A 25,052-nucleotide genomic window follows, 5' to 3' on the forward strand; every position below is an offset into this window, starting at 1 on the left:
GCGCGTCCACTTTAGTTGAACAGTGAACTTCTTGCCACCGGGAACGCGGAACGCCCGGGAGGAATTCCTCCCGGGCGCCCTCCGCGCGGACCGCCCGCGCCGGCCGTACGGCCTTCCGGCCGCGTCAGCCGTACATCCGCCGCATCGCGAAGTCGACCATCTGTTCCACGGCCTTCGCGTCGAAGACCATGCGGTGGTCGCCCTCCATGTCGAGGACGAAGCCGTAGCCGGTCGGCAGCAGGTCGATCACCTCGGCCCCGGTGATCACGAAGTACTTCGACTCCTTGCCCGCGTACCGCCGCAGCTCCTTGAGGGACGTGAACATGGGGATGACCGGGTGCTGGGTGTTGTGCAGGGCCAGGAAACCCGGGTTGTCGCCGCGCGGGCAGTAGACCTTGGAGGTCGCGAAGATCTGCTGGAAGTCCTCGGCCGCCAGGGTTCCGGTGGTGAAGGCGCGCACCGCGTCCGCGAGGGAGGGGGGCGAGGGCTCGGGGTAGAGCGGGGCCTGGTGCCCGTACCCCTGCGCACCGCCCTCCATGCCGCCCTGCTGCGGCGGGATGTACTGCTGCTGGGCGGTACCACCGTCTGCGTGCTGGCCGTATCCGTACATGGCCCCAGCCTAGCGAGCGACGGCGCCGCGCCGGGGCCCCGCGGCCCCGCCCGCCCGGCCGGGTGGGACCGGTGGGGCGCCGGGGGCCCGCGGGGCGGGAGGGGCGGGCGAGGCGCGTCACAGATGCCCGCCAGGGGTTGCCCTTATTACCGACGGGTAGCATCATCGGAGAGAGCTTTTTGCTACTTGCTGGTACGTGTACGAGGAACCTCCCTCCCCGAGCCTTACGGAGCCGTCGCCATGGGGCACTACAAGTCGAATCTCCGCGACATCGAGTTCAACCTCTTCGAGGTCCTCGGGCGCGACAAGGTGTACGGCACCGGTCCGTTCGAGGAGATGGACGTCGAGACCGCCAAGAGCATCCTCGACGAGATCCGCCGCCTCGCCGAGAACGAGCTCGCGGAGTCCTTCGCCGACGCCGACCGCAACCCGCCGGTCTTCGACCCGGAGACCAACACCGCGCCGGTCCCGGCCTCCTTCAAGAAGTCGTACGACGCCTTCATGGAGTCCGAGTACTGGCGTCTGGGCATCCCCGAGGAGATCGGCGGCACCGTCTCCCCGCGCTCCCTGATCTGGGCCTACGCGGAGCTGCTGCTCGGCTCGAACCCGGCCATCTGGATGTACTCCTCCGGCCCGGCCTTCGCCGGCATCCTCTACAACGAGGGCAACGAGGCGCAGAAGAAGGTCGCGCGGATCGCCGTCGAGAAGCGCTGGGGCTCCACCATGGTCCTCACCGAGCCCGACGCGGGCTCGGACGTCGGCGCCGGCCGCACCAAGGCGGTCCAGCAGGAGGACGGCTCCTGGCACATCGAGGGCGTCAAGCGCTTCATCACCTCCGGTGAGCACGACATGGAGGAGAACATCCTCCACTACGTCCTCGCCCGCCCCGAGGGCGCCGGCCCCGGCACCAAGGGCCTCTCCCTCTTCCTCGTCCCGAAGTACGAGTTCGACTGGGAGACCGGCGAGCTGGGCGCCCGCAACGGCGTCTACGCCACCAACGTCGAGCACAAGATGGGCCTCAAGGCGTCCAACACGTGCGAGATGACCTTCGGCGACAAGCACCCCGCCAAGGGCTGGCTGATCGGCGACAAGCACGACGGCATCCGCCAGATGTTCCTCATCATCGAGTTCGCCCGCATGATGGTCGGCACGAAGGCGATCTCCACCCTCTCCACGGGCTACCTCAACGCCCTGGAGTACGCCAAGGAGCGCGTCCAGGGCACCGACCTGGCCAACTTCATGGACAAGGCCGCGCCCAAGGTCACCATCACGCACCACCCCGACGTCCGCCGCTCGCTCATGACGCAGAAGGCGTACGCCGAGGGCATGCGCTCCCTCGTCCTCTACACGGCCTCCGTGCAGGACGAGATCGCGATCAAGGAAGCGGCCGGCGAGGACACCAAGGCGCTGCACGGCCTCAACGACCTGCTGCTCCCGATCGTGAAGGGCTACGGCTCCGAGAAGGGCTACGAGCAGCTCGCCCAGTCGCTCCAGACCTTCGGCGGCTCCGGCTTCCTGCAGGAGTACCCGGTCGAGCAGTACATCCGGGACGCCAAGATCGACACCCTCTACGAGGGCACCACGGCCATCCAGGGCCAGGACTTCTTCTTCCGCAAGATCGTCCGCGACCAGGGCGCCTCCCTGAACGCGCTCGCCGAGGAGATCAAGAAGTTCCTCGCGGTCGGCACCGGCGGCGAGGAGCTGGCCGGCGCCCGCGACGCGCTCGCCAAGGCCGCCGTGGACCTGGAGGGCATCGTCGGCGCGATGCTCACCGACCTCACCGCCACCGGCGAGGACGTCAGGAACATCTACAAGGTCGGCCTCAACACCACCCGCCTCCTGATGGCCTCCGGCGACGTGGTCGTCGGCTACCTGCTCCTCAAGGGCGCGGCCGTGGCCGCCGAGAAGCTGGCCGCTGGGGCCTCCGGCAAGGACGCCGCCTTCTACCAGGGCAAGATCGCGGCCGCGAAGTTCTTCGCCGCCAACGTCCTGCCCGGCGTCTCCACCGAGCGCGTGCTCGCCGAGGCCGTCGACGGCTCGCTGATGGACCTGGACGAGGCCGCGTTCTAGGACCCGCTCTCCGCGGCGACCGGAACATCCCCGTCCAGCACAGGAACGGCCCGTCCCCGGGGAGGGGGCGGGCCGTTCCCGCCGTTCACGGGCGCGGCCGCCGGGTTCCGGGCCCGCCCGGCCGCCCGGGGCCCGCCCCCGCGCCGCACGGCCGGTCCCGGGAGGGCCGGGCCGCGCCCGGGGGCCCGCCCCCGCGTCCCGGGCCCTGCGTAAGGTGAACCCATGAGCAGCGCAGCTTCCCGCACCACCACCGGCCCCTTCGACCGCGGGCACACCGACGACCTGATGAACTTCCTGGCCGCCTCCCCCTCGCCGTACCACGCGGTGGCGAACGCCGCCGAACGGCTGGAGAAGGCCGGGTTCCGCCAGGTCGAGGAGACCGCGGCCTGGGACGCGACGAGCGGCGGGAAGTACGTGGTCCGCGGCGGCGCGATCATCGCCTGGTACGTGCCGGAGGGCGCCGCTCCCCACACCCCGTACCGGATCGTCGGCGCCCACACCGACTCGCCCAACCTGCGCGTGAAGCCGCGGCCCGACATGGGTTCCCAGGGCTGGCGGCAGGTCGCCGTCGAGATCTACGGCGGCACCCTCCTCAACACCTGGCTCGACCGCGACCTGGGCCTCGCCGGGCGGCTCACCCTCCGCGACGGCGGCCACCACCTCGTCAACGTCGACCGGCCGCTGCTGCGCGTCCCGCAGCTCGCCATCCACCTCGACCGGGGGGCCAACGACGGCCTCAAGCTGGACCGCCAGCGCCACATGCAGCCCGTCTGGGGCACCGGGGACGTCCACGAGGGCGACCTGATCTCCTTCGTCGCCGCCGAGGCCGGCGTCGACGCCGACGACGTCGCCGGCTGGGACCTGATGGTCCACGCCGTGGAGGCCCCCGCCTACCTGGGCCGCGACCGCGAACTCCTCGCCGGGCCGCGCATGGACAACCTGCTCTCCGTCCACGCCGCCACCGCCGCGCTCGCCTCCCTCGCGGGCCGCGACGACCTCCCGTACATCCCGGTCCTCGCCGCCTTCGACCACGAGGAGAACGGCTCCGAGTCCGACACCGGCGCGCAGGGCCCCCTCCTCGGCAACGTCCTGGAGCGCTCGGTCCACGCGCGGGGCGGCTCCTACGAGGACCGCGCGCGCGCCTTCGCGGGCACCGTCTGCCTCTCCTCCGACACCGGCCACGCCGTCCACCCCAACTACGCGGAGCGCCACGACCCGACGCACCACCCGCGCGTCAACGGCGGCCCGATCCTCAAGGTGAACGTCAACCAGCGGTACGCCACCGACGGCAGCGGCCGGGCCGTCTTCGCCGCCGCCTGCGAGAAGGCGGGGGTGCCCTGGCAGACCTTCGTCTCCAACAACGACATGCCCTGCGGCACCACGATCGGCCCGATCACCGCCGCCCGCCACGGCATCAGCACCGTGGACATCGGCGTCGCGATCCTCTCCATGCACAGCGCCCGCGAACTGTGCGGCACGGAGGACCCGTACCTCCTCGCGAACGCGCTGGTGGCGTTCCTGGAGGGCTGAGGCCCGCCCGCGCCCGGCCGGGCTCCCCGCCCCCGGCGAGGACGCTCCCGGGCGGGCCCTTCGCGAAACATCCGCGAAAGGTCCCGCCCGGCAGGCTCGTCCCCATGCACCGACATGAGGGTCCGCCGCCGCGGAAGTTCGTCCCGTTCGCCGTCGCCGCCGTCCTCCTCGCCCTGACCGGGGCGGGGCTGCTCGTCGCGAAGTACGACCAGCGGCCCCCGTGGGCCACGGACATCGCCTACGAGGGCGGCTTCGTCCAGGCGTCCCGCATCCGCGGGTACGACGTGGACGGGACGCGGACGAAGGCGCTGCTGGACGGGGAGTGCGCGCGCATGGAGCGGGACGGCGCGGGCGGCGACCGGGCCGTCCACGACCCGGCCGCCTGGGTGGAGGGGTGCCTGGACGCGGCCGCCGGACGCCCGTCCAGGAACCAGGGGATCGTCCGCTGACCCCCCGGGGGCCCCTCAGGCCGGTTCGTCCATGCCCGCGAGGATCAGCGGGAGCCGGGAGACGCCCGCCTCCGTGACCTTCACCGGGACGCCCCAGTCCTGCTGGTGGACGTGGCAGGCCGGGTACTCGTTGGCCGGGTCGTCGTCGCAGGACGCGGCCATCGCGGAGACGTGCAGGACGCCCTCGGTGACCTCCGGGTTCAGGTCGAGCTCGCGGAAGAGGTCCGTGCCCGTGCCCTCGCCGCCGAGCAGCAGCTCCGGCGGGGTCGAGGAGACCAGGAGCCGGGTCGAGGGGCCGTACCGCTCGTCCAGCTTCTGCCCGGTCGGCGCCCGGAAGACGACGTCGAGGCGGAGGCGGCCGGGCGCCACCTCGGTGGCCTCGCGCCGGGTGCGGTGGGCGACGGCCTCGACCCGGACGGCCTCCTCGGGCAGCCGCAGCCGGGTCAGGCGGTGCCGGGCGGACTCGACCACCACGATGTCGCCGTCCACCAGGACCGCGTCGCTCGGCTCGCGCAGGTCGGTGGCGAGGGTGGTGACCTCGCCGGTGGCCGGGTCGTAGCGGCGCAGGGCGTGGTTGTACGTGTCGCTGACGGCCACCGAGCCGTCGGGCAGGGCGGTCACGCCCAGCGGGTGCTGGAACAGCGCCTGGCCCGCGTCGCCGTCGCGGTGGCCGAAGTCGAAGAGGCCGGTGCCGACGGCGGTGCGGACGGTCCCGTCCGTGTCGATCCAGCGCAGGGCGCTGGTCTCGGAGTCCGCGATCCACAGCCGGTCCCCGGCGGCCGCGAGCCCGGAGGGCTGCGCGAACCACGCCTCGGCGGCGGGTCCGTCGACCAGGCCCTCGTTGGTCGTCCCGGCCGCGACCCCGACGGTCCCGGTCTCCGGGTCGTACGTCCACAGCTGGTGGACGCCGGCCATGGCGATCCACACCTTCCCCTGCCACCAGGCCACGTCCCACGGCGAGGAGAGGTCCACCTCCAGGGCGGGGCCCGAGGCCGGGGACCCCTGCCACCACTGCTTCCCGGTGCCCGCGAGCAGTTCGATCGCGCCGCTCTCCGGGTCGTACGTGCGCAGGGAGTGGTGCACGGTGTCGGCGACGACGACCTTGCCGTCGGGGAGCAGCGTGAGCCCCTGCGGTTCGCGGAAGACGCCCTCTCCGACGCGGCGCACGACGGTCTCGCCGTCCGCCGCCAGCTCGACGAGCTGGTGCCGGGTGGTGTCGGAGACCAGAAAGTTCCCGGACGGGAGGGTGATGGCCTTGCCCGGGAAGCGCAGGTCGGTGGCGACGGGCTCCGGCGCCACGTACGGGCCGTCGCCGCGCCGCAGCGTCCCCTTGGCCCCGTGCTCGGCCTCCAGCTCCTCGACCAGGGTCCGGATCGCGTTGGCGTGGCCCTCGCCCGCGTGCTGGGCGACGACGTACCCCTCGGGGTCGATCACGACGAGCGTCGGCCAGGCCCGCACGGCGTACTGCTTCCAGGTCGCCAGCTCCGGGTCGTCCAGTACGGGGTGGTGCACCTCGTACCGCTCGACGGCGTCCACCACCGCCCGGTGCTCGGCCTCGTGCACGAACTTCGGCGAGTGCACCCCGACGACCACCAGGGTGTCGCGGTGCTTCTCCTCCAGTTCGCGCAGCTCGTCGAGGACGTGCAGGCAGTTCACGCAGCAGAAGGTCCAGAAGTCGAGGAGGACGATCTTCCCCCGCAGGCCGGCGAGGGACAGGTCTTCCCCGCCCGTGTTCAGCCAGCCGCCCTTGCCGATCAGCTCGGGGGCGCGGACACGGGCGCGCCGGGGCGCGGGGGTGGGCTCGGGAGCGTTCATGGGTCAAGGGTGCCGTACGGGTGGAAAGTGGGGGCCGGGCGGGGTGAGGGGCGTGTCCGGGAACGGGTTCGGGGGCGGGGGCCCGTCAGCATGGCGGGCATGGCACAGCGTGCGGTCAGATCATCGGACTATTCCCGCTGTCGGGTGAGCGGCGGGTCCCTCGTTGCGGTGCCGCTCGCGCTGGTGCTGCTCGTCCTGCCGGAGGTCGTCCCGTTCCTCTCCTCCGCCCCCTCCGCCTGGGCCGGCGGGGTCGGGGACGAGGCCCTGCGGCTGACCGTGACCGTGAACGGCCGCGCCGACAGCGGACGGCACCCCCCGGAGGTGCGGGCCGGGGCGGAGGTCGTGAAGCGGTACCTGCTGGTGAACCGGGGCGAGGCGGACCTGTACCACGTACGGATCCTGGACCCCGGGGTCCCGGCCGGGGCCGCGCGGTGTCCGGACCGCCCCCTCCCGGCGCTCGGGGAGACGGAGTGCGTCGCCCGCTTCCCCGCCCTGCCCGGCGCCCACCGGGACACCGTGCGGGCCGAGGGCGACGTCCCCTCCCTGTCACGGCGCCTCACCACGACCGCCCCCTCCGGGTACACCGGGGTCGCCGGGGCCCTCCAGCTCACCGAACAGGTGGCGGTCGGCGCCCCGGAGCCGGGCGCGGCCACCGTGACGTACACCGTCACCAACACGGGGAACCTCCCCCTCCAGAACGTGCTGGTCGAGGACCCCGGCCTCGGCCTCGCGCCGGGCGCCCCGGACTGCGGGGGAGCGGGCGGGACCGTGTCCGTCCTCGCCCCGGACACCTCGGCCCTCTGCACGGCCACCGTACGGCTCCCCCCGGGGACCTACCGGAGCACGGGCCTCGCCACCGGGAGCGACCTGGCGACCACGTTCGGGGCGGGGGGCGAGCGGGTCTCGGCACCGGTGCTCACGGCGGGCGCCTCGGCCGTCTTCGTGGTGGAGGAGAACGGGCCGGGGGCCGGGGGGAGTGCTCCGGGAGCGGCGGGGCCGGGGGGCGGGGCGGGAGCCGGAGCGGGTACGGCTTCGGGTGCCGGGGCGGGCGCGTCTTCGGGCGCGGCGGCGAACCCCGGGACCCCGGGGGCTCCGGGCGCGGCCGGGACTCCTGGTACGGCCGGGGCCCCGGGGGCTGCCGGGATCCCGGGAGCCGCCGGAATCCCCGGAGCCGCCGGGGCCTCGGAGGCGGCCGGGCTGGAGCCGGGGGAGGTCGTGATCGGGGGCGGTGAGGCCGGGGCGGGGAACGGCGGGGCTCCGGGGGCCGTCGGCACCCCGGCCGCCAGGCCGTATCCGTTGGCACCGGGGGTGCTCACGGAGGGGGGACTCACCGGGCTCCTCGGCATTCCCGGGGTGCTCCGGTCCCTCGGGGCCCCTGCGTCTCCAGGGACCCCCGGGTCCCCCGAGGGGCCCGTGATCCCCGGGACGGAGGCCGGGACCGGGACGGAGGCCGGGACAGGAACCGGCGCGGGAGCCGGTGCCGGTGCCGGACCCGGCGCGGGCGTCGCCCCCGGAGCCGTCCCCCCGGGCGCCACGCCCCCCGGAGCCGTACCCCCGCGAGCCGTACCCCCCGGAGCCGCCGTGCCGGCCGCCCCCGTTCCCCCGGGGGTCCCCCCGGGCCGGGCCCCCGCCTCCGAGACCCCCGCGCTCCGCCGCGCCACCGGACTCGACGGCGAGGGGCTCCTCGGGCGGCTGCGGCGGCGGGGGCGGGAGGCGCGGGAGTTCGGGGTCGTCCTGATGCTGTTGCTGCTCCTGATCCCGGCGGCCGTCGCCGCCGCCCTGCTCGGAAACCGGAAGGGGTGACCGCCGCCGTGCTCCTGACCTTCGTCGTCGTCCTCGGGGTCGCGCTCGTCGCCGCCCTCTCCGTCTTCGCCAAGACCAGGTTCTTCCCGGTCGGCGAGGACGAGGAGCCGCGCGAGGACGTGGCCGAGTACATCGCCATGATGGTGTCGGTCCTCTACGCCGTCGTCCTCGGCCTCTGCCTGGTCTCGGTATGGGAGACCCGTTCCTCCGCCGCCGACCACGTCCAGGCCGAGGCGAGCGCCCTGCACCAGACGTACCTCCTCGCGGACTCCCTCCCCACCGCCCAGCGACAGCCGGTGCGCGACGCGGCCCGGGCGTACGCGCACCACGTCGTGGACGTCGAGTGGCCCGCGATGGCCGCCCGCGAACCACTGGACTCCTCCGGCTGGACGCTGCTCGACCAGCTGCGGCGGGCGGGCGAGGTGACCCGCACCGACCGGGTGTCCGAGCAGATCGCGGCCCAGGAGGTGCTGGCCCAGATCGGTTACGTGGACGACGCGCGGCGCGGCCGGGAGGCGGCGGCGCAGGAGAGCCTCTCCCCCGTGCTGTGGACCGGACTGCTGCTCGGCGGCCTGCTGACGCTCGCGTTCATGTTCATCTTCGGGATCAAGAAGAGCACGACCCATGTGGTGATGGTGATGGGCCTGTCCGGGTTCATCGCCTTCACGGTGCTGCTGATCCATCAGCTCGACGCGCCCTACGGGGGACTGCTGGGGGCGACCCCGGACGCGTTCACCCGGTACTTCGGGTGAGGAGCGACGCGCGGCGGGCAGGCATGGCGGGGTGAAATACCTCGTACGGGACAAGATCTTCGAGATCGGCGACGTCCACTGGATCGAGGACGAGGAGGGCCGCCACGCCTTCCTCGTCGACGGCAAGGCCCTGCGGCTGCGCGACACCCTGGAACTGAAGGACCCCGAGGGGCGGGTCCTGGTCACGCTCCGGCAGAAGGTGCTCGGCCTGCGGGACGCGATGACGATCGAGCGCGGCGGGGAGCCGCTGGCGACCGTCCGCCGCAAACGGCTCTCGCTGCTGCGCGACCACTACCGGGTGACGCTCGTCGAGGGCACCGCGCTGGACGTCAGCGGCCGGGTCCTGAACCGCGAGTTCGTCGTCGCGTACGAGGGCGAGCTCCTGGCCCACGTCTCCCGGCAGTGGTTCCGCGTCCGCGACACGTACGCGGTGAACGTGGTCCGGGAGGACGCGGACGCCGCTCTCCTCGTCGCGGTGGCGGTGTGCGTGATCCGGATGGCCGAGCGGGAACGGGAGGGCTGACCCCCGGTCAGGACGCCTTCCCCGGGGCCTCCTCCCGCACCCGGTCCGGCGGGGTCCGTCCCGGAGACGTACGTGACCTCGACGCCCTGGCGGGCCGCGAGGTCGGCGAGGTCGGCGAGGACCGCGTACGCGCCGCCGTACAGGCAGGTCCGGGCGACGCCCCGGGCGCCGGGCGGCCCCTGCCGGCGGCGGTTCGCCGCGCGGGCCCCTCCCGGCTCGCCGGGCCGCGGGCGGAACCCCGTAACTAGGTGGTCTTCCGGAAAGGGGCCCCGGTCCGCGGCGGCGCCGCGATGCCGAGCACCCGGTCCTTGAGCGCCGGGAACCGCTCGCGGGTCGCGGTCACCCCGTCCGGGTCGAGGACGGCCCGCAGGACCTCCTCGCCGGGCCCGGCCTCCGCCAGGACCTCCCCCCAGGGGTCCACGACGAGCGAGTGCCCGGCCTGTTCGACGCCGGCGTGGGTGCCCGCGGTGCCGCAGGCCAGGACGTACGCCTGGTTCTCGACCGCCCGCGCACGGGCGAGGAGCGTCCAGTGGGCGCGGCGGGCGGCGGGCCAGCCGGCCGGGACGACGAACGCCTGGGCGCCCGCGTCGACCAGGCCCCGGAAGAGCTCGGGGAAGCGCAGGTCGTAGCAGGTGCCGACGCCCACGGTCAGGTGCGGCAGGTCGACGGTGACCAGGTCCTCCCCGGCGGCCATCAGCACCGCCTCGCCCTCGTCGAAGCCGAAGCGGTGGATCTTCCGGTAGGAGGCGGCGAGTTCGCCGTCGGGGGAGAGGACGAGCGACGTGTTGTAGAGGGCGCCGGCCTCCGCCTCGACGAACGATCCGGCGTGCAGCCAGACCCCGGCGTCCCGGGCCGCCTCCGCCATCGCCCGGTGCGTCGGGCCGTTCAGCGGCTCGGACTCGGCGGCGAAGCGGCCGGAGGCGAAGGCCCCCACGGTCCACAGTTCCGGCAGGACGACGAGGTCGGCCCGGCCGCGCTCCTCGCGGACGAGGCGCGCCGCGCGGGCACGGCGGGCGTCGGCCGGTTCGTCCGGGTCTACCGCGATCTGGATCAGCGAGGCGCGCACACTACCACCGTCCTGGCATTCGAGCCGTCAACACCGGCCTACGATCGTCACACGAAAGCACTGCCGGGGTGCCTTCGGGCAGCGTAACTTAGCGTCCGAGCCTCCCATTCAGCCGTGTTATTCAGCCCGCGCACCGAAGAACCGCCGAGGGGTCCCGTGACCGTCCATCCCAGCCTCCAGAACTACGCCGACGCCTGGACCCACTCCATCGAGGCGATAGCCGAGCTGGTGCAGCCGCTCGTGGAGGGCGAGTGGAACCGCCGGACCCCCTGCCCCGGCTGGTCGGTCCGGGACATCGTGTCCCATGTCATCGGCATGGAGACGGAGATGCTCGGCGACCCCCGGCCGATCCACTCGCTGCCGCGCGATCTGTACCACGTGCGCAGTGACTTCGCGCGCTACATGGAGGTCCAGGTCGATGTGCGCCGGCACCACACGGCGCCGGAGATGACCTCGGAGCTGGAGTACGTCCTCATCCGCCGGGCCCGGCAGCTCCGCAACGAGAACCGCTCCCCCGACCGCCTGATCCGGGCCCCGCTGGGCGCCGAGCAGACCCTGGAGGCGGCCTACCGGTCGCGGGCCTTCGACGTGTGGGTGCACGAGCAGGACCTGCGGGCGGCGCTCGGGGTGCCGGGGAACCTGGACTCGCCGGGGGCGTACGTGACCCGGGACGTGCTCCTGGAGGCGCTGCCGGACGTGGTCGCCAAGGACGCCGGGGCGCCCGCCCCCTCGGCGGTGGTCCTCGACGTGACCGGGCCGGTGGAGTTCCTGCGGACGGTGCGGGTGGACGCGGAGGGGCGCGGTTCGGTCGACGGGGCGCCCTCGCTGGGTCCGGCGGTGACGCTGACGACGGACTGGGAGACGTACGTACGGCTGGCCTGCGGCCGGGTCCGGCCGGCCGACGTGGCCGACCGGGTCAAGACGGAGGGCGACGAGCGGCTGGCCCGGGCGATCCTCGACCACTTCGCGGTGACGCCCCACTGAGGACCCGGACCACCGTGCGCCGACGCCCGTCGAGGCCCGGAGGCGTCGCGGTGACGCCCCGCCGGGGCCCGGACGTGTCGCGGTGACGCCTCGCCGGGGCCCGCCCGGCCGGACCCGCGCGGTGCCGGCCGTCACACCGGTACGTGCACGGCCTCCACGCGGCTGGCGACGAGCCGTTCCCGTTCCCTGCGGTGGGTACGGGACTTGAGGCGCAGGATCTGCGCGAGGCCCAGGGCCTCCAGGAGGAAGACCGAGGAGAACGCGATCCGGTAGTTGTCGCCGGTCGCGTCGAGCAGCACGCCGACGGCGAGCAGCGTCGTCATCGAGGCGACGAAACCGCCCATGTTGACGATTCCCGAGGCGGTCCCCTGACGCTCCGGGGGATTGGCCGGGCGGGCGAAGTCGAAACCGATCATCGAGGCCGGTCCGCAGGCGCCGAGGACCAGGCAGAGGGCGACGAGCAGCCCCGTCGGGGCGTGGCCGGGGTACGCCAGGGCGGCTCCCCACAGCAGGGCGGTGGCCGCGACCGTGCCGAGGGCGAGCGGGGCGCGGGCCGCGTGGTGGCGGGCGATGATCTGCCCGTACGCGAGGCCGACGGCCATGTTCGAGAGCACGACCAGGGTGAGCAGCGTCCCGGCGGTGGACCGCGAAAGGCCCTGGGCCTCGACGAGGTACGGCAGCCCCCAGAGCAGCAGGAACACCATGGCCGGGAACTGGGTGGTGAAGTGCACCCACATGCCCAGGCGGGTGCCGGGTTCGCGCCAGGACTCGGCGATCTGGCGGCGGACGTAGGCGGCGCCCGCGTGCTCGGCGGGCCGGGGCTCGTACCCCTCGGGGTGGTCCTTGAGGAAGAGCAGCAGCAGGACGAGGACCAGGACGCCGGCGAGGGAGCTGCCGACGAAGGTGGTGGTCCAGCCGAGGCCGTGCAGGGCGCGGGCGACGAAGACGGTGGAGACGAGGTTGCCGGCCATGCCGAAGAGGGCGGCGACCTGGGCGATGAACGGGCCGCGCCGGGCGGGGAACCAGCGGCTGCCGAGCCGCAGGACGCTGATGAAGGTCATGGCGTCGCCGCAGCCGAGGAGGGCGCGGGAGGCGAGCGCCGTGCCGTAGGAGGGGGAGAGCGCGAAGCCGAGCTGTCCGGCGGTGAAGAGCACGACGCCGAGGGTCAGGACCTTCTTGGTGCCGAGCCGGTCGACCAGGAGGCCGACGGGTATCTGCATGCCGGCGTAGACCAGCAGCTGGAGGATGGAGAAGGTGGAGAGCGCGGAGGCGTTGACGTCGAAGCGTTCGGCGGCGTCGAGTCCGGCGACGCCGAGCGAGGTGCGGAAGATGACGGCGACGAAGTAGACGCCGACGCCGACGCCCCAGACGAGGGCGGCCCGGCGGCCGCCGGGCGGATCTCCGGGCAGGACGACGGCGGAGCCGTGTGCGTCGCGGCCGCTCACCGGTCCTCACCCCGGACCAGGACCTTGACCCAGCCGAGGTGCCCGCGGACGCAGCGCGCGGCGCCCTCGGCGTCGCCCGCCTTGATGCGGTCGAGGAGCTCGGCGTGCTCGGTGATGTTCTTGGCGACGCGGTCGGGCCGGGCCTGCATCACGGCGACGCCCATGCGCAGCTGGCGGTCGCGGAGCTGGTCGTAGAGGCGGGCGAGGATCTGGTTGCCCGCGTGCCGGACGATCTCGGCGTGGAAGCAGCGGTCGGTGACGGCGACCTCGGCGAGGTCCCCCTCCCCGGCTCGCCGCTTCTGCTCCTCCAGGAGTTCTTCGAGGCGGGCGACCAGGGCGGCGGGGGCGGGCACGGCCCGGCGGACGGCGAACTCCTCGACGAGGAGGCGGGTCTCGACCACGTCCGCGATCTCCTGGGCGGAGACGGCGAGGACGAGGGCGCCCTTCTTGGGGTAGAGCTTCAGCAGCCCTTCCATCTCCAGCTTGAGCAGCGCCTCGCGGACGGGCGTCCGGGACACCCCCACGGCCGTGGCGAGCTCTCCCTCGGTGAGGAGGGTCCCCCCTTCGTAACGCCGGTCGAGTACGGCCTGCTTGACGTGTGCGTAGACGCGGTCCGCCGCGGGTGGTGCCGATGCCATGAACACAGCATAGATACAACAGGGGTGCGACAAAGGGCCCCGTCCGCATCGTGGACGGGGCCCTCCGGTTTCACGTGAAACGGCGCGGTCCGGGCGTCACGCCCAGGTGATCAGCCGCTTCGGCCGCTCCAGGATCGCGGCGACGTCCGCCAGGAACCGGGATCCGAGTTCACCGTCGATCAGACGGTGGTCGAAGGAGAGGGCCAGCGTGGTGACCTGACGCGGCCTCACCTCGCCCTTGTGGACCCACGGCTGGAGCTTGATCGCGCCGACCGCGAGGATCGCGGACTCGCCGGGGTTGAGGATGGGCGTACCGGTGTCGACGCCGAAGACGCCCACGTTGGTGATGGTGAAGGTGCCTCCCTGCATCGCCGCCGGGGTGGTCCGTCCCTCGCGGGCCGTGGAGACCAGCTCGCTCAGCGACTTCGACAGCTCGGGCAGGGTCTGGGCGTGCGCGTCCTTGATGTTCGGCACGATCAGACCGCGCGGGGTGGCCGCGGCGATGCCCAGGTTCACGTAGTGCTTGAGGACGATCTCCTGCGCCGCCTCGTCCCAGGCCGCGTTGATCCCGGGGTTGCGCCTGATCGCGACCAGGACCGCCCGGGCGACGAGGAGCAGCGGGTTGACCCGCAGGCCCGCCATGTCCTTGTCGGCCTTGAGCTCCTCGACCAGCTTCATCGTGCGGGTGATGTCGAAGGTCACGAACTCGGTGACGTGCGGCGCGGTGAAGGCCGAGCCGACCATCGCCGCCGCCGTGGCCTTCCGCACGCCCTTGATGGGCACGCGGGTCTCCCGCGCGCCGGGCACGGCGGCCGACGGGGAGGCCGGGGCCTCGACGGACGCCGGAGCCGGGGCCGGGACCGGGGCCTCGACGGCCGGGGCGGGGGCCGGGGCCGCCGCCGCGTGGACGTCCTCGCGGGTGATGACGCCGTCCGGGCCGGTCGGGGTGACCGTCGCCAGATCGACGCCGAGGTCCTTGGCGAGCTTGCGGACCGGCGGCTTGGCCAGCGGGCGGCCGGCGGCCGGCGCGTGCCCGTTGAGCCGTTCCTGTACGGGAGCGGCGGGAGGCGCGGCGACGGCCGCGGGCGCGGAAGGCGCGGCGACGGCGGTCGGCGCACCCCCCTCGGGGGCCTTGCGCGGGCGGCGCTTGGTGGAGCTGGCGGCCACGCCGTAACCGACGAGGACCGGCTGGCGGCCCTGCGGCTCGTCCTCCTCCTCCGGCACGGCCCGGGCCGCGACGGACTCGGTCACCGGGGCCTCGGCCACCGGGGCGGACCCGGTCGCGCCGCCGACGTCGACCGAGATGATGACCTGGCCGACGTCGACCGTCGTCCCCTCGGGGAAGCACAGCTCGTGGACCGTGCCGTCGAAGGGGATCGGCAGCTCGACGGCGGCCTTGGCCGTCTCGACCTCGCACACGACCTGCCCGTCGGCGACGGTGTCACCGGGCTGGACGTACCACTTGAGGATCTCGGCCTCGGTGAGGCCCTCGCCCACGTCGGGCATCTTGAATTCGCGGATCGTCACGGTGCTCTCCTCAGTACGCCAGCGAGCGGTCGACGGCGTCGAGCACACGGTCGAGTCCCGGCAGGTACTCCTCCTCCAGGCGCGCCGGCGGATACGGCGCGTGGTAGCCGCCGACCCGCAGGACGGGGGCTTCCAGGTGGTAGAAGCAGCGTTCGGTGATCCGGGCCGCGATCTCCGCGCCCGAACCGAAGAAGACGGGCGCCTCGTGCACGATCACGAGACGGCGCGTCTTCTCGACCGAGCGCTGGACGGCGTCGAAGTCGACCGGGGAGACGGTCCGCAGGTCCAGGACCTCGATCGACCGGCCCTCCTCCTGGGCGGCCGCGGCCGCCTCCAGGCAGACCTTCACCATCGGACCGTACGCGGCGAGCGTCAGGTCCGTGCCCTCGCGGGCCACCCGGGCGCGGTGCAGCTCGCCGGGGATGGCCTCGGTGTCGACCTCGCCCTTGTCCCAGTAGCGGCGCTTGGGCTCGAAGAAGATGACCGGGTCGTCGCTCTGGATGGCCTGCTGGAGCATCCAGTAGGCGTCCGAGGAGTTGGAGGGGGAGACGACCTTGAGGCCCGCGACGTGCGCGAAGAGCGCCTCGGGGGACTCGGAGTGGTGCTCGACCGCGCCGATGCCGCCGCCGTAGGGGATGCGGATGACGACCGGCATCTTGACCTTGCCGAGCGACCGGGCGTGCATCTTGGCGAGCTGCGTGACGATCTGGTCGTACGCGGGGAAGACGAAGCCGTCGAACTGGATCTCCACGACCGGCCGGTAGCCGCGCAGGGCGAGGCCGATCGCGGTGCCGACGATGCCGGACTCGGCGAGCGGGGTGTCGATGACCCGGTCCTCGCCGAAGTCCTTCTGCAGGCCGTCGGTGACGCGGAAGACGCCGCCGAGCTTGCCGACGTCCTCGCCCATGATCAGGACCTTGGGGTCCGTCTCCAGTGCCGTGCGCAGCGACTCGTTGAGCGCCTTGGCGAGCGGAAGCTTCTGTACAGCCATGGTTACTTGACCTCGCCATCCGCGAAGGACGCCTGGTAGGCGGCGAACTGGGCGCGCTCCTCGTCGACGAGCGCGTGCCCGTCCGCGTAGACGTGGTCGAAGATCGCCAGGTCCTCCGGGTCGGGCATGGAACGGACGCCCTCGCGGACGCGCCGGCCGAGGGCCTCGCTCTCCGCCTCCAGGCTCTCGAAGAAGGCGGCGTCGGCGTGGCCCTCCCGCTCCAGGTACGCCTTGAGGCGCAGGATCGGGTCCTTGGCCTCCCACGCCTCGCGCTCCTCGTCCCGGCGGTACTTCGTCGGGTCGTCGGAGGTGGTGTGGGCGCCCATGCGGTACGTGAACGCCTCGACCAGGGTCGGGCCCTCGCCGCGGCGGGCGCGCTCCAGGGCGGAGCGGGTGACGGCGAGGCAGGCCAGGACGTCGTTGCCGTCGACCCGGACGCCGGGGAAGCCGAAGCCGCGGGCGCGCTGGTAGAGCGGGACGCGGGTCTGCTTCTCGGTGGGCTCGGAGATCGCCCACTGGTTGTTCTGGCAGAAGAACACGACCGGGGCGTTGTAGACCGCGGAGAAGGTGAACGCCTCGTTGACGTCGCCCTGGCTGGAGGCGCCGTCACCGAAGTAGGCGATCACGGCGGAATCCGCGCCGTCCTTCGCGATGCCCATCGCGTACCCGGTGGCGTGCAGCGTCTGCGAGCCGATGACGATCGTGTACAGGTGGAAATTGTTGCTGTTGGGGTCCCAGCCACCGTGGTTCACGCCGCGGAACATTCCCAGCAGGTTCGTCGGGTCGACCCCCCGGACCCAGGCGACGCCGTGCTCGCGGTAGGTCGGGAAGACGTAGTCGTCGTCCCGCAGCGCGCGGCCGGAACCGATCTGGGCGGCCTCCTGGCCGAGCAGCGAGGCCCACAGGCCCAGCTCGCCCTGGCGCTGGAGGGAGGTGGCCTCCGCGTCGAACCGGCGGGTGAGGACCATGTCGCGGTAGAGGCCGCGCAGTTCCTCGGCGCTCAGGTCGATGTCGTAGTCGGGGTGCTGGACGCGTTCCCCTTCGGGCGTCAGCAGCTGGACGAGCTCGGGCTCGGCCGTCTCCGCCTCGGCACGCGTGCTCGTCTTCTTGGTGGTGCTCGCGCTCGCGCTTGCGGCGCGCTTGGTGCCGCTGCCGCGTCGCGTCGTCTTGCGCGCTGCAGTGCTCTCCACGGTCACGTGCGTGCTCCTCCGTCGGTCCGGCCCCCGGGTTCGCCGGTGAGGCCAGTGCGGCTCTCCGCCTTGTCCGTACCCTTCGCACGGGGTGGGTGCGACGCGGCCGGGGTCGGGCGTGACAGGTGCCCCGGCGAGCGCCCTGTCATAGGCACGTTACCCACAGCGCGGCATTCCCGCGAAACCCCCCTTGACCTGCGATTTTGCTTGGATTTCCAAGTAAATCGAGAAAAGCGGGAACAGCGGCTGGTCAGCGCGTCGGCAACGGCCTGGAGGCCACCGGAACAAGCGGCACGTTATCCCGCGCACCCCGGGCGCGGGAAGAGCCAATATGTGAGACTGCCCGCGTGCGCGAAAAAGGAAAAATCCGGGTATTCCTGCTGGACGACCATGAAGTCGTCCGGCGTGGCGTCCACGAGCTGCTCTCCGTGGAGGACGACATCGAGGTGGTCGGCGAGGCCGGTACGGTGGCGGACGCGCTGGTCAGGATCCCCGCGACCCGTCCGGACGTCGCGGTGCTCGACGTCCGGCTGCCGGACGGCAGCGGGGTGGAGGTCTGCCGGGAGGTCCGCTCCCGGGACGAGGGGATCAAGTGCCTGATGCTGACCTCGTACGCGGACGACGAGGCGCTTTTCGACGCGATCATGGCCGGGGCCTCGGGGTACGTCCTGAAGGCCATCCGGGGGAACGAACTGCTGAACGCGGTGCGGGACGTGGCGGCCGGCAGGTCACTGCTCGACCCGGTGGCGACCGCCCGGGTCCTGGAGCGGCTGCGCGACGGCAAGGGCCCGAAGGGCGACGACAAACTCGCCCGCCTGACCGAGCAGGAGCGGAAGATCCTGGACCTGATCGGCGAGGGCCTGACCAACCGGGCCATCGGCGAACGGCTCCACCTCGCGGAGAAGACCATCAAGAACTACGTCTCCGGCCTGCTGTCGAAGCTGGGCATGGAACGGCGTTCGCAGGCGGCGGCGTACGTGGCGCGGCTCCAGGCGGAGCGGCACTGACGGAGCGGCGCCGGGCGGGGACGCCTTCCGGGCGGGGCGAGGTCGTTCGCGGGCCCGCTCCGCTCCGTACGGCGACGAACCCACCACCCAGAGTGATCTAACATCTGAAGGGTGCCGCGCTCATCTGAAACACTCGCCCCGCCGACCTGCTCGCCCCCGGCGCCCGCACGGCCCGTGAGCATCCCGCCCGTCGGCGCCCTGCTGCGCCGCCACCGGCACGCCGGCGAGCCCCTGACCTGCGTTCCGGTCACCGAGGGGCTGCTCAACCGGGGCTTCCGCCTCACCACCACCCGCGGCACCTACTTCCTCAAACAGCACTTGGACGCCCCCACCGCCGACCGCGCCACCATCACCCGCCAGCACCGTGCCACCCAGCGGCTGCACGCCCTCGGCCTGCCCGTCGCCCCGCCGCTCGCCGACGCCCGGGGCCGTACGGTCACCGTCGTCGACGGCCACTGCTACGCCCTGCACCCCTGGATCGACGGGCGGCACCGCGACGGCGGCCAGCTCTCCACCGGCGGCTCCCGCCGCCTGGGCACCCTCCTCGGGCAGGTCCACACCGCGCTCGACCGGGTGATGGAGCCCCCGGAATCCGAAAGGACGTCCGGGAGCGTCCCCGGAGGACGGACCCCCGGTGGGGCGTCCGGGAGGGCTCCCGGTGGGACGATCGGCGGGGCGACCGACGGGACCGACGGGGACCCGGACACGAACGGGCGCGCGAGCGCGGACCCCCGGGACACCTTCCGGACCATCGAGGAGCTGACCCGCCTCGTCCGCGCCCACCGCCCCCGCGACAGCTTCGACGCCCTGGCCGAGCACCGGCTCGCGGAGCGCCGCCGGCTGCTCGTCCAGCACGCCCACCGCCGCCCGCCGCCCGCCGCGGGAGCCGGGTGGGTGCACGGCGACTTCCACCCGCTGAACCTGCTCTACCGGGGCGCCGAGCCCGCCGCGATCGTCGACTGGGACCGGCTGGGGCTCCGCCCCCGGGCCGAGGAGGCGGTCAGGGCCGCCGCCATCTTCTTCGTACGGCCGGGGGGCGAGCTGGCCCTGGAGAAGGTGCGGGCGTACGCGCGCGCGTACCGGCGGGAGACGGGGGCCGACGGCGCCGAGCTGGCGACCGCGGCGCACCGCGTCTGGTGGGAACGGCTCAACGACTTCTGGCCCCTGCGCTGGCGCTACCAGCTGCACGACCGGAGGGCCGACCCGCTGTTCCCGGCGGTGTCCGCCCTGGCGGTCTGGTGGACCCGTGAGTACGAGGCCGTGCGGGAGGCGTTCGCGGGATGAGGGGGCACGGCCGCCGAAAGGGCCGGAAGCGGCCGTACGACCGGGGCCCGGCGGGTCCCCGGACGGCAGCGACCCGGCCGGTGTGCCGCCGCCGGAACGACGAAGGGCCCCCGGTGAAGGGGACCCTGTCGCGTCAGCCCGTTTCGCTGCCGGGTCCCGGCGCGGTGCCGCCCGCACCGCCGTTGCCGCCGTTGCCGCCACCGCCGTCGTTGCCGCCGCCGCCGGGCTCCCCGGTCGGGACGGGCGGGGGCGTGGTCGTCGGACCGGTCGAGGGCTCGTCCGTCTTCGTGGGCGTGCCCGTGGGCTCCGTCGGGGGCGTGGTCGTCGGGTCCGTCGGCATCTCGGTCGACGGCGTGCGCGTGGGCCTGGTGGGCCGGTAGGTCGGACGCGGGGACCACGTCTCCTGCGTCGAGCCGCCGTTCGACGTGCCCGGTTCCTGCGTCTGCTCCTGGGAGGGTTCCTCCGAGGGCGTGGGCTTCTCCGAGGCCGTCGAGGGCGAGGTGGTGGCGGTCGGCGTGGTGCCGCCCTTGGTGCCGCCGCCGCCGTCGCCGCCCGTCTTGTTGAGCGCGAACGCGACTCCGGCGACCACCGCGACGAGGGCGAGCGCGGCGAACAGCCACAGCTTCCCCCGGCCACCGCCCGGACCGCCGTGGCCGTAGCCGCCGGTGCCGCCGTCGTACCCGCCGTCGTGGAGGTTCGCCGCCGGCAGGATCGGGCCCTGCGCGGTCTCCCCGTGCGTCGGGTGGCCCATCGCGGTCGTCGCGGCCACGCCGCCGACCGGGGTGTGCCCGCCCTCGTACGCCCCGACCGGACCGGTGTTCCACATGCCGGTGTGGCCGCCCTGCTGCTGGAGCATCTGGAGGCTGTACTGGATGAGGCCGCGCATCTCCTCGGCGCTCTGGAACCGGTCGTCCGGGTCCTTCGCGAGCGAGCGCATCACCAGGCCGTCGAGCTCCGGCGGCACGGACCCCGTCACGTCGGACGGCGGGACCGGCGCGTCCTGGACGTGCTGGTACACCACGGAGAGGGGGGTCTCGCCGGTGAAGGGGGGCCGCAGGGCGAGGAGTTCGTAGAGGAGGCAGCCCGTCGCGTACAGGTCCGAGCGGTGGTCGACGGTCTTGCCGAGCGCCTGCTCGGGGGAGAGGTACTGCGGCGTGCCCATGACCATGCCGGTCTGGGTCATCGTCGACTGCGCGCCGTGCAGGGCGCGGGCGATGCCGAAGTCCATGACCTTCACCGCGCCGGAGTGGGTGATGATCACGTTCGCCGGCTTGATGTCGCGGTGCACGATGCCGTGCTGGTGCGAGTAGGCCAGCGCCTCCAGGACCCCGGAGACGATGATGAGGGCCTGCTCGGGACCGGGCGCCTCGGCGCTCAGCAGCAGGTCGCGGATGGTGCGGCCCTCGACCAGCTCCATCACGATGTACGGCACGGGCCGGCCGGCCACGAGGTCCTCGCCCGAGTCGTACACCGCGACGATGGCGTGGTGGTTGAGTCCGGCGACGGACTGCGCCTCGCGCGTGAAGCGGGCCTTGGAGACCGGGTCCTCGGCGAGGTCGGCGCGCAGCAGCTTGACGGCCACGGTACGGCCGAGCCGCACGTCCTCGGCGGCGAAGACCTCCGCCATGCCGCCGCGCCCCAGGCGGTGCGTCAGGCGGTACCGTCCGTCGCCGACGACCCCGCCGACGCCCCAGGACTCCGCGGACGCGTCCGGCGCACCGCCGCCTGCTCCGGATTCGGGTGCCATCAGTCCTCGCCGTCGTCTGTCGTGCCGTGTCCAGTCGTCACGCTACAGGCTCCGTGGGACATCACGGTCCGAGATGGACCGGCCGTCCAAACCCGTTCACGTACACCTGTGCAAATTCGAACGGTTACCGTCCCGGTCCGGAAACGCTTCCTGTGCGGAGGGTCACGGAACGGGCACCTGGCTTGACGTGTCACTGCCCTCGGGCAGACTTGGCCAGGAAAATCGGATCGACGCCGCCACGCGCGCGTAGGGGGAAGCACGGATGAGCCAGGACGGCGCACAGGGCCGCTACGCGGGCGGTTCGGTCGCGGGCGGCCGGTACCAGCTGCGCGATCTTCTCGGCGAGGGCGGCATGGCGTCGGTGTACCTGGCGTACGACACCGCCCTCGACCGGCAGGTCGCCATCAAGACGCTGCACACGGAACTGGGCCGGGAGCAGTCCTTCCGCGAGCGGTTCCGGCGCGAGGCGCAGGCCGTCGCGAAGCTGTCGCACACCAACATCGTCTCGGTCTTCGACACCGGCGAGGACACCCTCGACGGCGCCGTCATGCCGTACATCGTCATGGAGTACGTGGAGGGGCAGCCGCTCGGCTCGGTCCTCGCCTCGGACGTCCGGCAGTACGGCGCGATGCCGGCCGACAAGGCGCTGAAGGTCACGGCCGACGTGCTCGCGGCCCTCGAGGTCAGCCACGAGATGGGCCTGGTCCACCGCGACATCAAGCCGGGCAACGTGATGACGACCAAGCGCGGCGTGGTCAAGGTCATGGACTTCGGCATCGCCCGGGCCATGCAGTCGGGGGTCACCTCGATGACGCAGACCGGCATGGTCGTCGGCACCCCCCAGTACCTCTCCCCCGAGCAGGCCCTCGGCCGCGCGGTGGACGCCCGTTCCGACCTCTACTCGGTCGGCATCATGCTCTTCCAGCTCCTGACGGGCCGGCTGCCCTTCGACGCCGACTCGCCGCTCGCCATCGCGTACGCGCACGTGCAGGAGGAGCCGGTCCCGCCGTCGTCCGTCAACCGCGCGGTGACCCCGGCCATGGACGCCCTCGTGGCCCGCGCCCTGCGGAAGAACCCGAACGAGCGGTTCCCCAGCGCGGCGGCCATGCGCGACGAGTGCCTGCGGGTCCTGGCGGCCGGGCAGACCGGAGCGCCCGTGATCGTCCCGGGCAGCCCGCTCAGCAGCGGTTCGGGCGTCGGCTCCGCGGTCTTCCCGCCCGTCGGCCAGACCCCGCCGCCGGCCCACGGGTCCGGCACGCACGGCGTGCAGCAGCCGTACGTGACGCCGGCCCCCCAGCCGGGACCGTACGGCCACGCGACCCCCGCCCCCACCCCTTCGTACGGCTACCCGCAGCAGGCCCAGGCTCCCGCGCCGGCCTACCAGCAGGCCCCGACCCCGGCGCCGTACCCCTCCGCGTCCGCCCCGGCGGGCGGCGGTTCCCGGCGGAACACCCCGCTGATCGCGGGGGCGGTCGTCGTCGCCCTGCTCGCGATCGGCGGCCTGGTCGTGGCGTTCAGCCAGAAGGAGGAGCCGGACCCGCGGGCGAACGGCACCGAGTCCCAGCAGACCCCGACGGCGGTCCCCGGGCACAAGGGTCCCGACCTGACCAAGACCATCGACGTGAAGAAGTGCACCCAGCCGAGGGAGTCGAGCGAGGACCCGGAGAAGTTCGAGGTGCCCAACCTCACCTTCAAGAACATCCAGTCGGTGAAGGACTGCATCCAGCAGGCCGGATGGAAGATCAAGGTCCAGACCCCGGTGGACGAGGTGACCTACGGCGAGGGAACGGTGATGGAGCAGTACCCGCCGGCCGGTGAGGACATCGCCGCCAAGGACGCCGAGTTCACCCTCAAGGTCTCGACGGGCAACCCGCCGCAGTAGCCGGGCGGACCGCCGCGGCGGGCGCGGGCGCCCCGCGCCGCCCGTGCCACCCGCCGCCGGACGCCCGGCGGGCGCGGGCCGTGGGACGGAAGGGTTCCGGGTCCCCCCGCGGGCCCACCCCGGATGCCGGAGGCGTTCCGGCGTGTGACGCTGAGCCGGACACCTCGGCAGCTCGGTACGGGAGGGGGTCACCCGGTGGCTCCAGCATTCCGCAGGGTCCGGGCCCGGGCCGCGCGCCCGGCGCTCACCTGCGTCCTCATCTGCGCGTGCGCCCTGTACGCGGCGCCCGTCGCCCGCGCGGCGGAGCCACCGGGCGCCTCGGCGACGGTCCCGGCACCGGCGCCCTCCACCACGGACCCGGCGGCGCCCCCGGCCGACGCCGCCCCCTCCCCTCTCCCCGTGCCCCCCGCGCCCTCCGCTCCTCCTCCGGGCACGCCCGGCGCGACCGTCCCGCCGTCCGCCTCCCCCCTTCCGGGCCACACCGGGGAAGCCACGCCCCCCGGTGCCGACCCGTCCCGCCCGGGCGCCGCGCCCGGCGGGGCCGGGGGCGCCCCCGTTCCCCGCGACCCCGTCCTCCACACCCCCGCTCCCGGCGCCTCGGCCTCCCTCGCGGGCCGGCCGGCCGCGGAGGGAAGGCCCCGGCCCGGACGCACCGAGACACCTTCCGCCCCCGCCCCGAGCACCCCCCGCACCGGAACCGCCGCGAACCCGGAGCCGTGGGAGGACGGGGAGGAGGAGGCCGAAGCGGTACGCGAGGAGGAGCCCGCGCGGCACGAGGCGACGCCCGCCGACCGCCCCGCCGCCGAGGCACCGGCGGCCACCGAAGCCGTCTCCCGCCTCTCCCACCAGCGGATTCCCGTACTCACCCTGGGGGTGGGGATGGCTCTGATGGGACTCGGCATCGGTTTCCTGGGGCTCCGGATGCGCCGCCGCTGAGCCGTCCGGGCGTCCGGATCCCCCTTGAGACGGACCCCCGGCTTCCCCCTCGGGTCGGTTGTCCGGGTGAACATACTCGGTATACATACTGAGTATGTCGATCCGCCACGGGCTCCTCGCCCTCCTCGAACGAGGTCCGCGCTACGGCTCCCAGCTCCGTACGGAGTTCGAGTCCCGTACCGGTTCCACCTGGCCGCTCAACGTCGGCCAGGTCTACACGACCCTCGGGCGGCTGGAGCGCGACGGCATGGTCGCCCAGAGCGGTGAGGACGAAGCCGGGCACGTGCTCCACGCGATCACCGACGCCGGCCGCGACGAGCTGAGGACCTGGTTCGAGAGGCCGGTGGACCGCACCAGCCCCGCCCGTGACGAACTGGCCATCAAGCTCGCCATGGCGGTGGGGGCGCCCTGCGTCGACATCCGCGACGTCATCCAGTCCCAGCGCCGGCACACCGTGAAGGCGATGCAGGACTACACCCGGCTCAAGGCCCGGGCGCTCCTCGCCGTCGAGAACGGCGGGGCTCGGGAGCGGGACGACGTGGCCTGGCTGCTCGTCCTGGAGCAGCTGATCTTCCAGACGGAGGCCGAGGCGCGCTGGCTGGACCACTGCGAGTCCCGGCTGATCCGCCTCTCGGCGACCGCGCGGGCGTCCCGCGACGCGGGGTCCGACGGCCCCGCGCACCCCGCCGCCGACCGGGCGCGGCCCCCGGCCACCGCTCCGGAGCCCGCCGCGACGCCGGCACCCGCCTCCGCCGCACCCGCCTCCTCCGCGCGGACCGACGGGGCGGCCGCACGCCCATGAC

General features: G+C 73.5%; 21 protein-coding genes. 12 read left to right on the plus strand and 9 right to left on the minus strand.

Going from position 1 to position 25,052, the window contains the following annotated elements:
- Positions 1-124: 124 nt before the first annotated feature.
- Complete coding sequence (locus tag ACFYZY_RS18275; RefSeq protein WP_388694965.1) at positions 125-610, minus strand: SseB family protein; 486 nt, start codon at positions 608-610, stop codon at positions 125-127.
- A 240-nt stretch (positions 611-850) separates the two neighbouring features.
- Here ACFYZY_RS18275 and ACFYZY_RS18280 point away from each other — a divergent pair, with 240 nt between their 5' ends.
- The 3 genes from ACFYZY_RS18280 (at position 851) to ACFYZY_RS18290 (ending at position 4,659) form a co-directional block, all read left to right on the plus strand.
- Positions 851-2,680, plus strand: a complete 1,830-nt coding sequence (locus tag ACFYZY_RS18280) for an acyl-CoA dehydrogenase (protein WP_388694967.1) — start codon at positions 851-853, stop codon at positions 2,678-2,680.
- Between the two features lie 222 nt (positions 2,681-2,902).
- Positions 2,903-4,210, plus strand: coding sequence for a M18 family aminopeptidase (locus ACFYZY_RS18285; protein WP_388694970.1), 1,308 nt, complete (start codon positions 2,903-2,905; stop codon positions 4,208-4,210).
- Positions 4,211-4,314: 104 nt separating this feature from the next.
- Entirely contained in the window at positions 4,315-4,659 is a 345-nt protein-coding gene (locus ACFYZY_RS18290; protein WP_388694972.1) for a hypothetical protein, read from the plus strand.
- Between the two features lie 15 nt (positions 4,660-4,674).
- Here ACFYZY_RS18290 and ACFYZY_RS18295 read toward each other — a convergent pair whose 3' ends face one another.
- Positions 4,675-6,474 (minus strand): NHL domain-containing thioredoxin family protein, encoded by a 1,800-nt coding sequence (locus ACFYZY_RS18295; RefSeq protein WP_388694975.1) that lies wholly within the window; start codon positions 6,472-6,474, stop codon positions 4,675-4,677.
- 168 nt (positions 6,475-6,642) lie between these two features.
- Between ACFYZY_RS18295 and ACFYZY_RS18300 the strand changes: the two genes are divergently transcribed.
- The 3 genes from ACFYZY_RS18300 to ACFYZY_RS18310 are packed head-to-tail and all read left to right on the plus strand — an operon-like array spanning position 6,643 to position 9,552.
- Positions 6,643-8,277 (plus strand): hypothetical protein, encoded by a 1,635-nt coding sequence (locus tag ACFYZY_RS18300; RefSeq protein ID WP_388694977.1) that lies wholly within the window; start codon positions 6,643-6,645, stop codon positions 8,275-8,277.
- Positions 8,274-9,029, plus strand: coding sequence for a hypothetical protein (locus ACFYZY_RS18305; RefSeq protein ID WP_388694978.1), 756 nt, complete (start codon positions 8,274-8,276; stop codon positions 9,027-9,029). Before ACFYZY_RS18300 ends, ACFYZY_RS18305 begins: the two co-directional genes overlap by 4 nt.
- A 31-nt stretch (positions 9,030-9,060) precedes the next feature.
- Complete coding sequence (locus ACFYZY_RS18310) at positions 9,061-9,552, plus strand: LURP-one-related/scramblase family protein (RefSeq protein WP_388694981.1); 492 nt, start codon at positions 9,061-9,063, stop codon at positions 9,550-9,552.
- Positions 9,553-9,796: 244 nt separating this feature from the next.
- On the opposite strand, the gene ACFYZY_RS18315 is transcribed toward ACFYZY_RS18310, so the two are convergent.
- A complete protein-coding gene (locus ACFYZY_RS18315) occupies positions 9,797-10,618 on the minus strand; it encodes a carbon-nitrogen family hydrolase (protein ID WP_388694984.1) in 822 nt (273 codons plus the stop codon).
- A 156-nt stretch (positions 10,619-10,774) separates the two neighbouring features.
- Between ACFYZY_RS18315 and ACFYZY_RS18320 the strand changes: the two genes are divergently transcribed.
- Entirely contained in the window at positions 10,775-11,602 is an 828-nt protein-coding gene (locus ACFYZY_RS18320; protein ID WP_388694986.1) for a maleylpyruvate isomerase family mycothiol-dependent enzyme, read from the plus strand.
- 131 nt (positions 11,603-11,733) lie between these two features.
- Here the strand turns inward: ACFYZY_RS18320 and ACFYZY_RS18325 are convergent, their stop codons facing one another.
- From ACFYZY_RS18325 to pdhA, 5 genes are all read right to left on the minus strand, one after another.
- Positions 11,734-13,047: a nitrate/nitrite transporter gene (locus ACFYZY_RS18325; protein WP_388694989.1), complete on the minus strand. Its 1,314-nt coding sequence runs from the start codon at positions 13,045-13,047 to the stop codon at positions 11,734-11,736.
- Complete coding sequence (locus ACFYZY_RS18330; protein ID WP_388694991.1) at positions 13,044-13,685, minus strand: GntR family transcriptional regulator; 642 nt, start codon at positions 13,683-13,685, stop codon at positions 13,044-13,046. Before ACFYZY_RS18330 ends, ACFYZY_RS18325 begins: the two co-directional genes overlap by 4 nt.
- Before the next feature lie 96 nt (positions 13,686-13,781).
- Positions 13,782-15,191: a dihydrolipoamide acetyltransferase family protein gene (locus ACFYZY_RS18335; RefSeq protein ID WP_388695174.1), complete on the minus strand. Its 1,410-nt coding sequence runs from the start codon at positions 15,189-15,191 to the stop codon at positions 13,782-13,784.
- Positions 15,192-15,222: 31 nt separating this feature from the next.
- Positions 15,223-16,203 (minus strand): alpha-ketoacid dehydrogenase subunit beta, encoded by a 981-nt coding sequence (locus tag ACFYZY_RS18340; protein WP_388694994.1) that lies wholly within the window; start codon positions 16,201-16,203, stop codon positions 15,223-15,225.
- 2 nt (positions 16,204-16,205) lie between these two features.
- Positions 16,206-17,399, minus strand: coding sequence for a pyruvate dehydrogenase (acetyl-transferring) E1 component subunit alpha (gene pdhA, locus ACFYZY_RS18345; RefSeq protein WP_388694997.1), 1,194 nt, complete (start codon positions 17,397-17,399; stop codon positions 16,206-16,208).
- A gap of 341 nt (positions 17,400-17,740) precedes the next feature.
- On the opposite strand from pdhA, the gene ACFYZY_RS18350 reads away from it, so the two are divergent.
- Both ACFYZY_RS18350 and ACFYZY_RS18355 read left to right on the plus strand, forming a co-directional pair.
- Positions 17,741-18,400 (plus strand): response regulator, encoded by a 660-nt coding sequence (locus ACFYZY_RS18350; RefSeq protein ID WP_388694999.1) that lies wholly within the window; start codon positions 17,741-17,743, stop codon positions 18,398-18,400.
- Positions 18,401-18,511: 111 nt separating this feature from the next.
- Complete coding sequence (locus ACFYZY_RS18355; RefSeq protein ID WP_388695001.1) at positions 18,512-19,684, plus strand: phosphotransferase; 1,173 nt, start codon at positions 18,512-18,514, stop codon at positions 19,682-19,684.
- A 133-nt stretch (positions 19,685-19,817) separates the two neighbouring features.
- On the opposite strand, the gene ACFYZY_RS18360 is transcribed toward ACFYZY_RS18355, so the two are convergent.
- Positions 19,818-21,431, minus strand: a complete 1,614-nt coding sequence (locus ACFYZY_RS18360) for a protein kinase (protein ID WP_388695003.1) — start codon at positions 21,429-21,431, stop codon at positions 19,818-19,820.
- A 262-nt stretch (positions 21,432-21,693) separates the two neighbouring features.
- Between ACFYZY_RS18360 and ACFYZY_RS18365 the strand changes: the two genes are divergently transcribed.
- From ACFYZY_RS18365 to ACFYZY_RS18375, 3 genes are all read left to right on the plus strand, one after another.
- Positions 21,694-23,313, plus strand: a complete 1,620-nt coding sequence (locus ACFYZY_RS18365) for a protein kinase (RefSeq protein WP_388695005.1) — start codon at positions 21,694-21,696, stop codon at positions 23,311-23,313.
- Between the two features lie 195 nt (positions 23,314-23,508).
- The gene (locus ACFYZY_RS18370; RefSeq protein WP_388695008.1) at positions 23,509-24,249 is read left to right on the plus strand and encodes a hypothetical protein; all 741 of its coding nucleotides are present in this window, start codon (positions 23,509-23,511) and stop codon (positions 24,247-24,249) included.
- A gap of 94 nt (positions 24,250-24,343) precedes the next feature.
- Complete coding sequence (locus ACFYZY_RS18375; protein ID WP_388695010.1) at positions 24,344-25,051, plus strand: PadR family transcriptional regulator; 708 nt, start codon at positions 24,344-24,346, stop codon at positions 25,049-25,051.
- Position 25,052 lies beyond the last annotated feature (1 nt).

Origin of the sequence: Streptomyces sp. NPDC001744, assembly GCF_042892575.1 — a bacterium.
Taxonomy (GTDB): Bacteria; Actinomycetota; Actinomycetes; order Streptomycetales; family Streptomycetaceae; genus Streptomyces.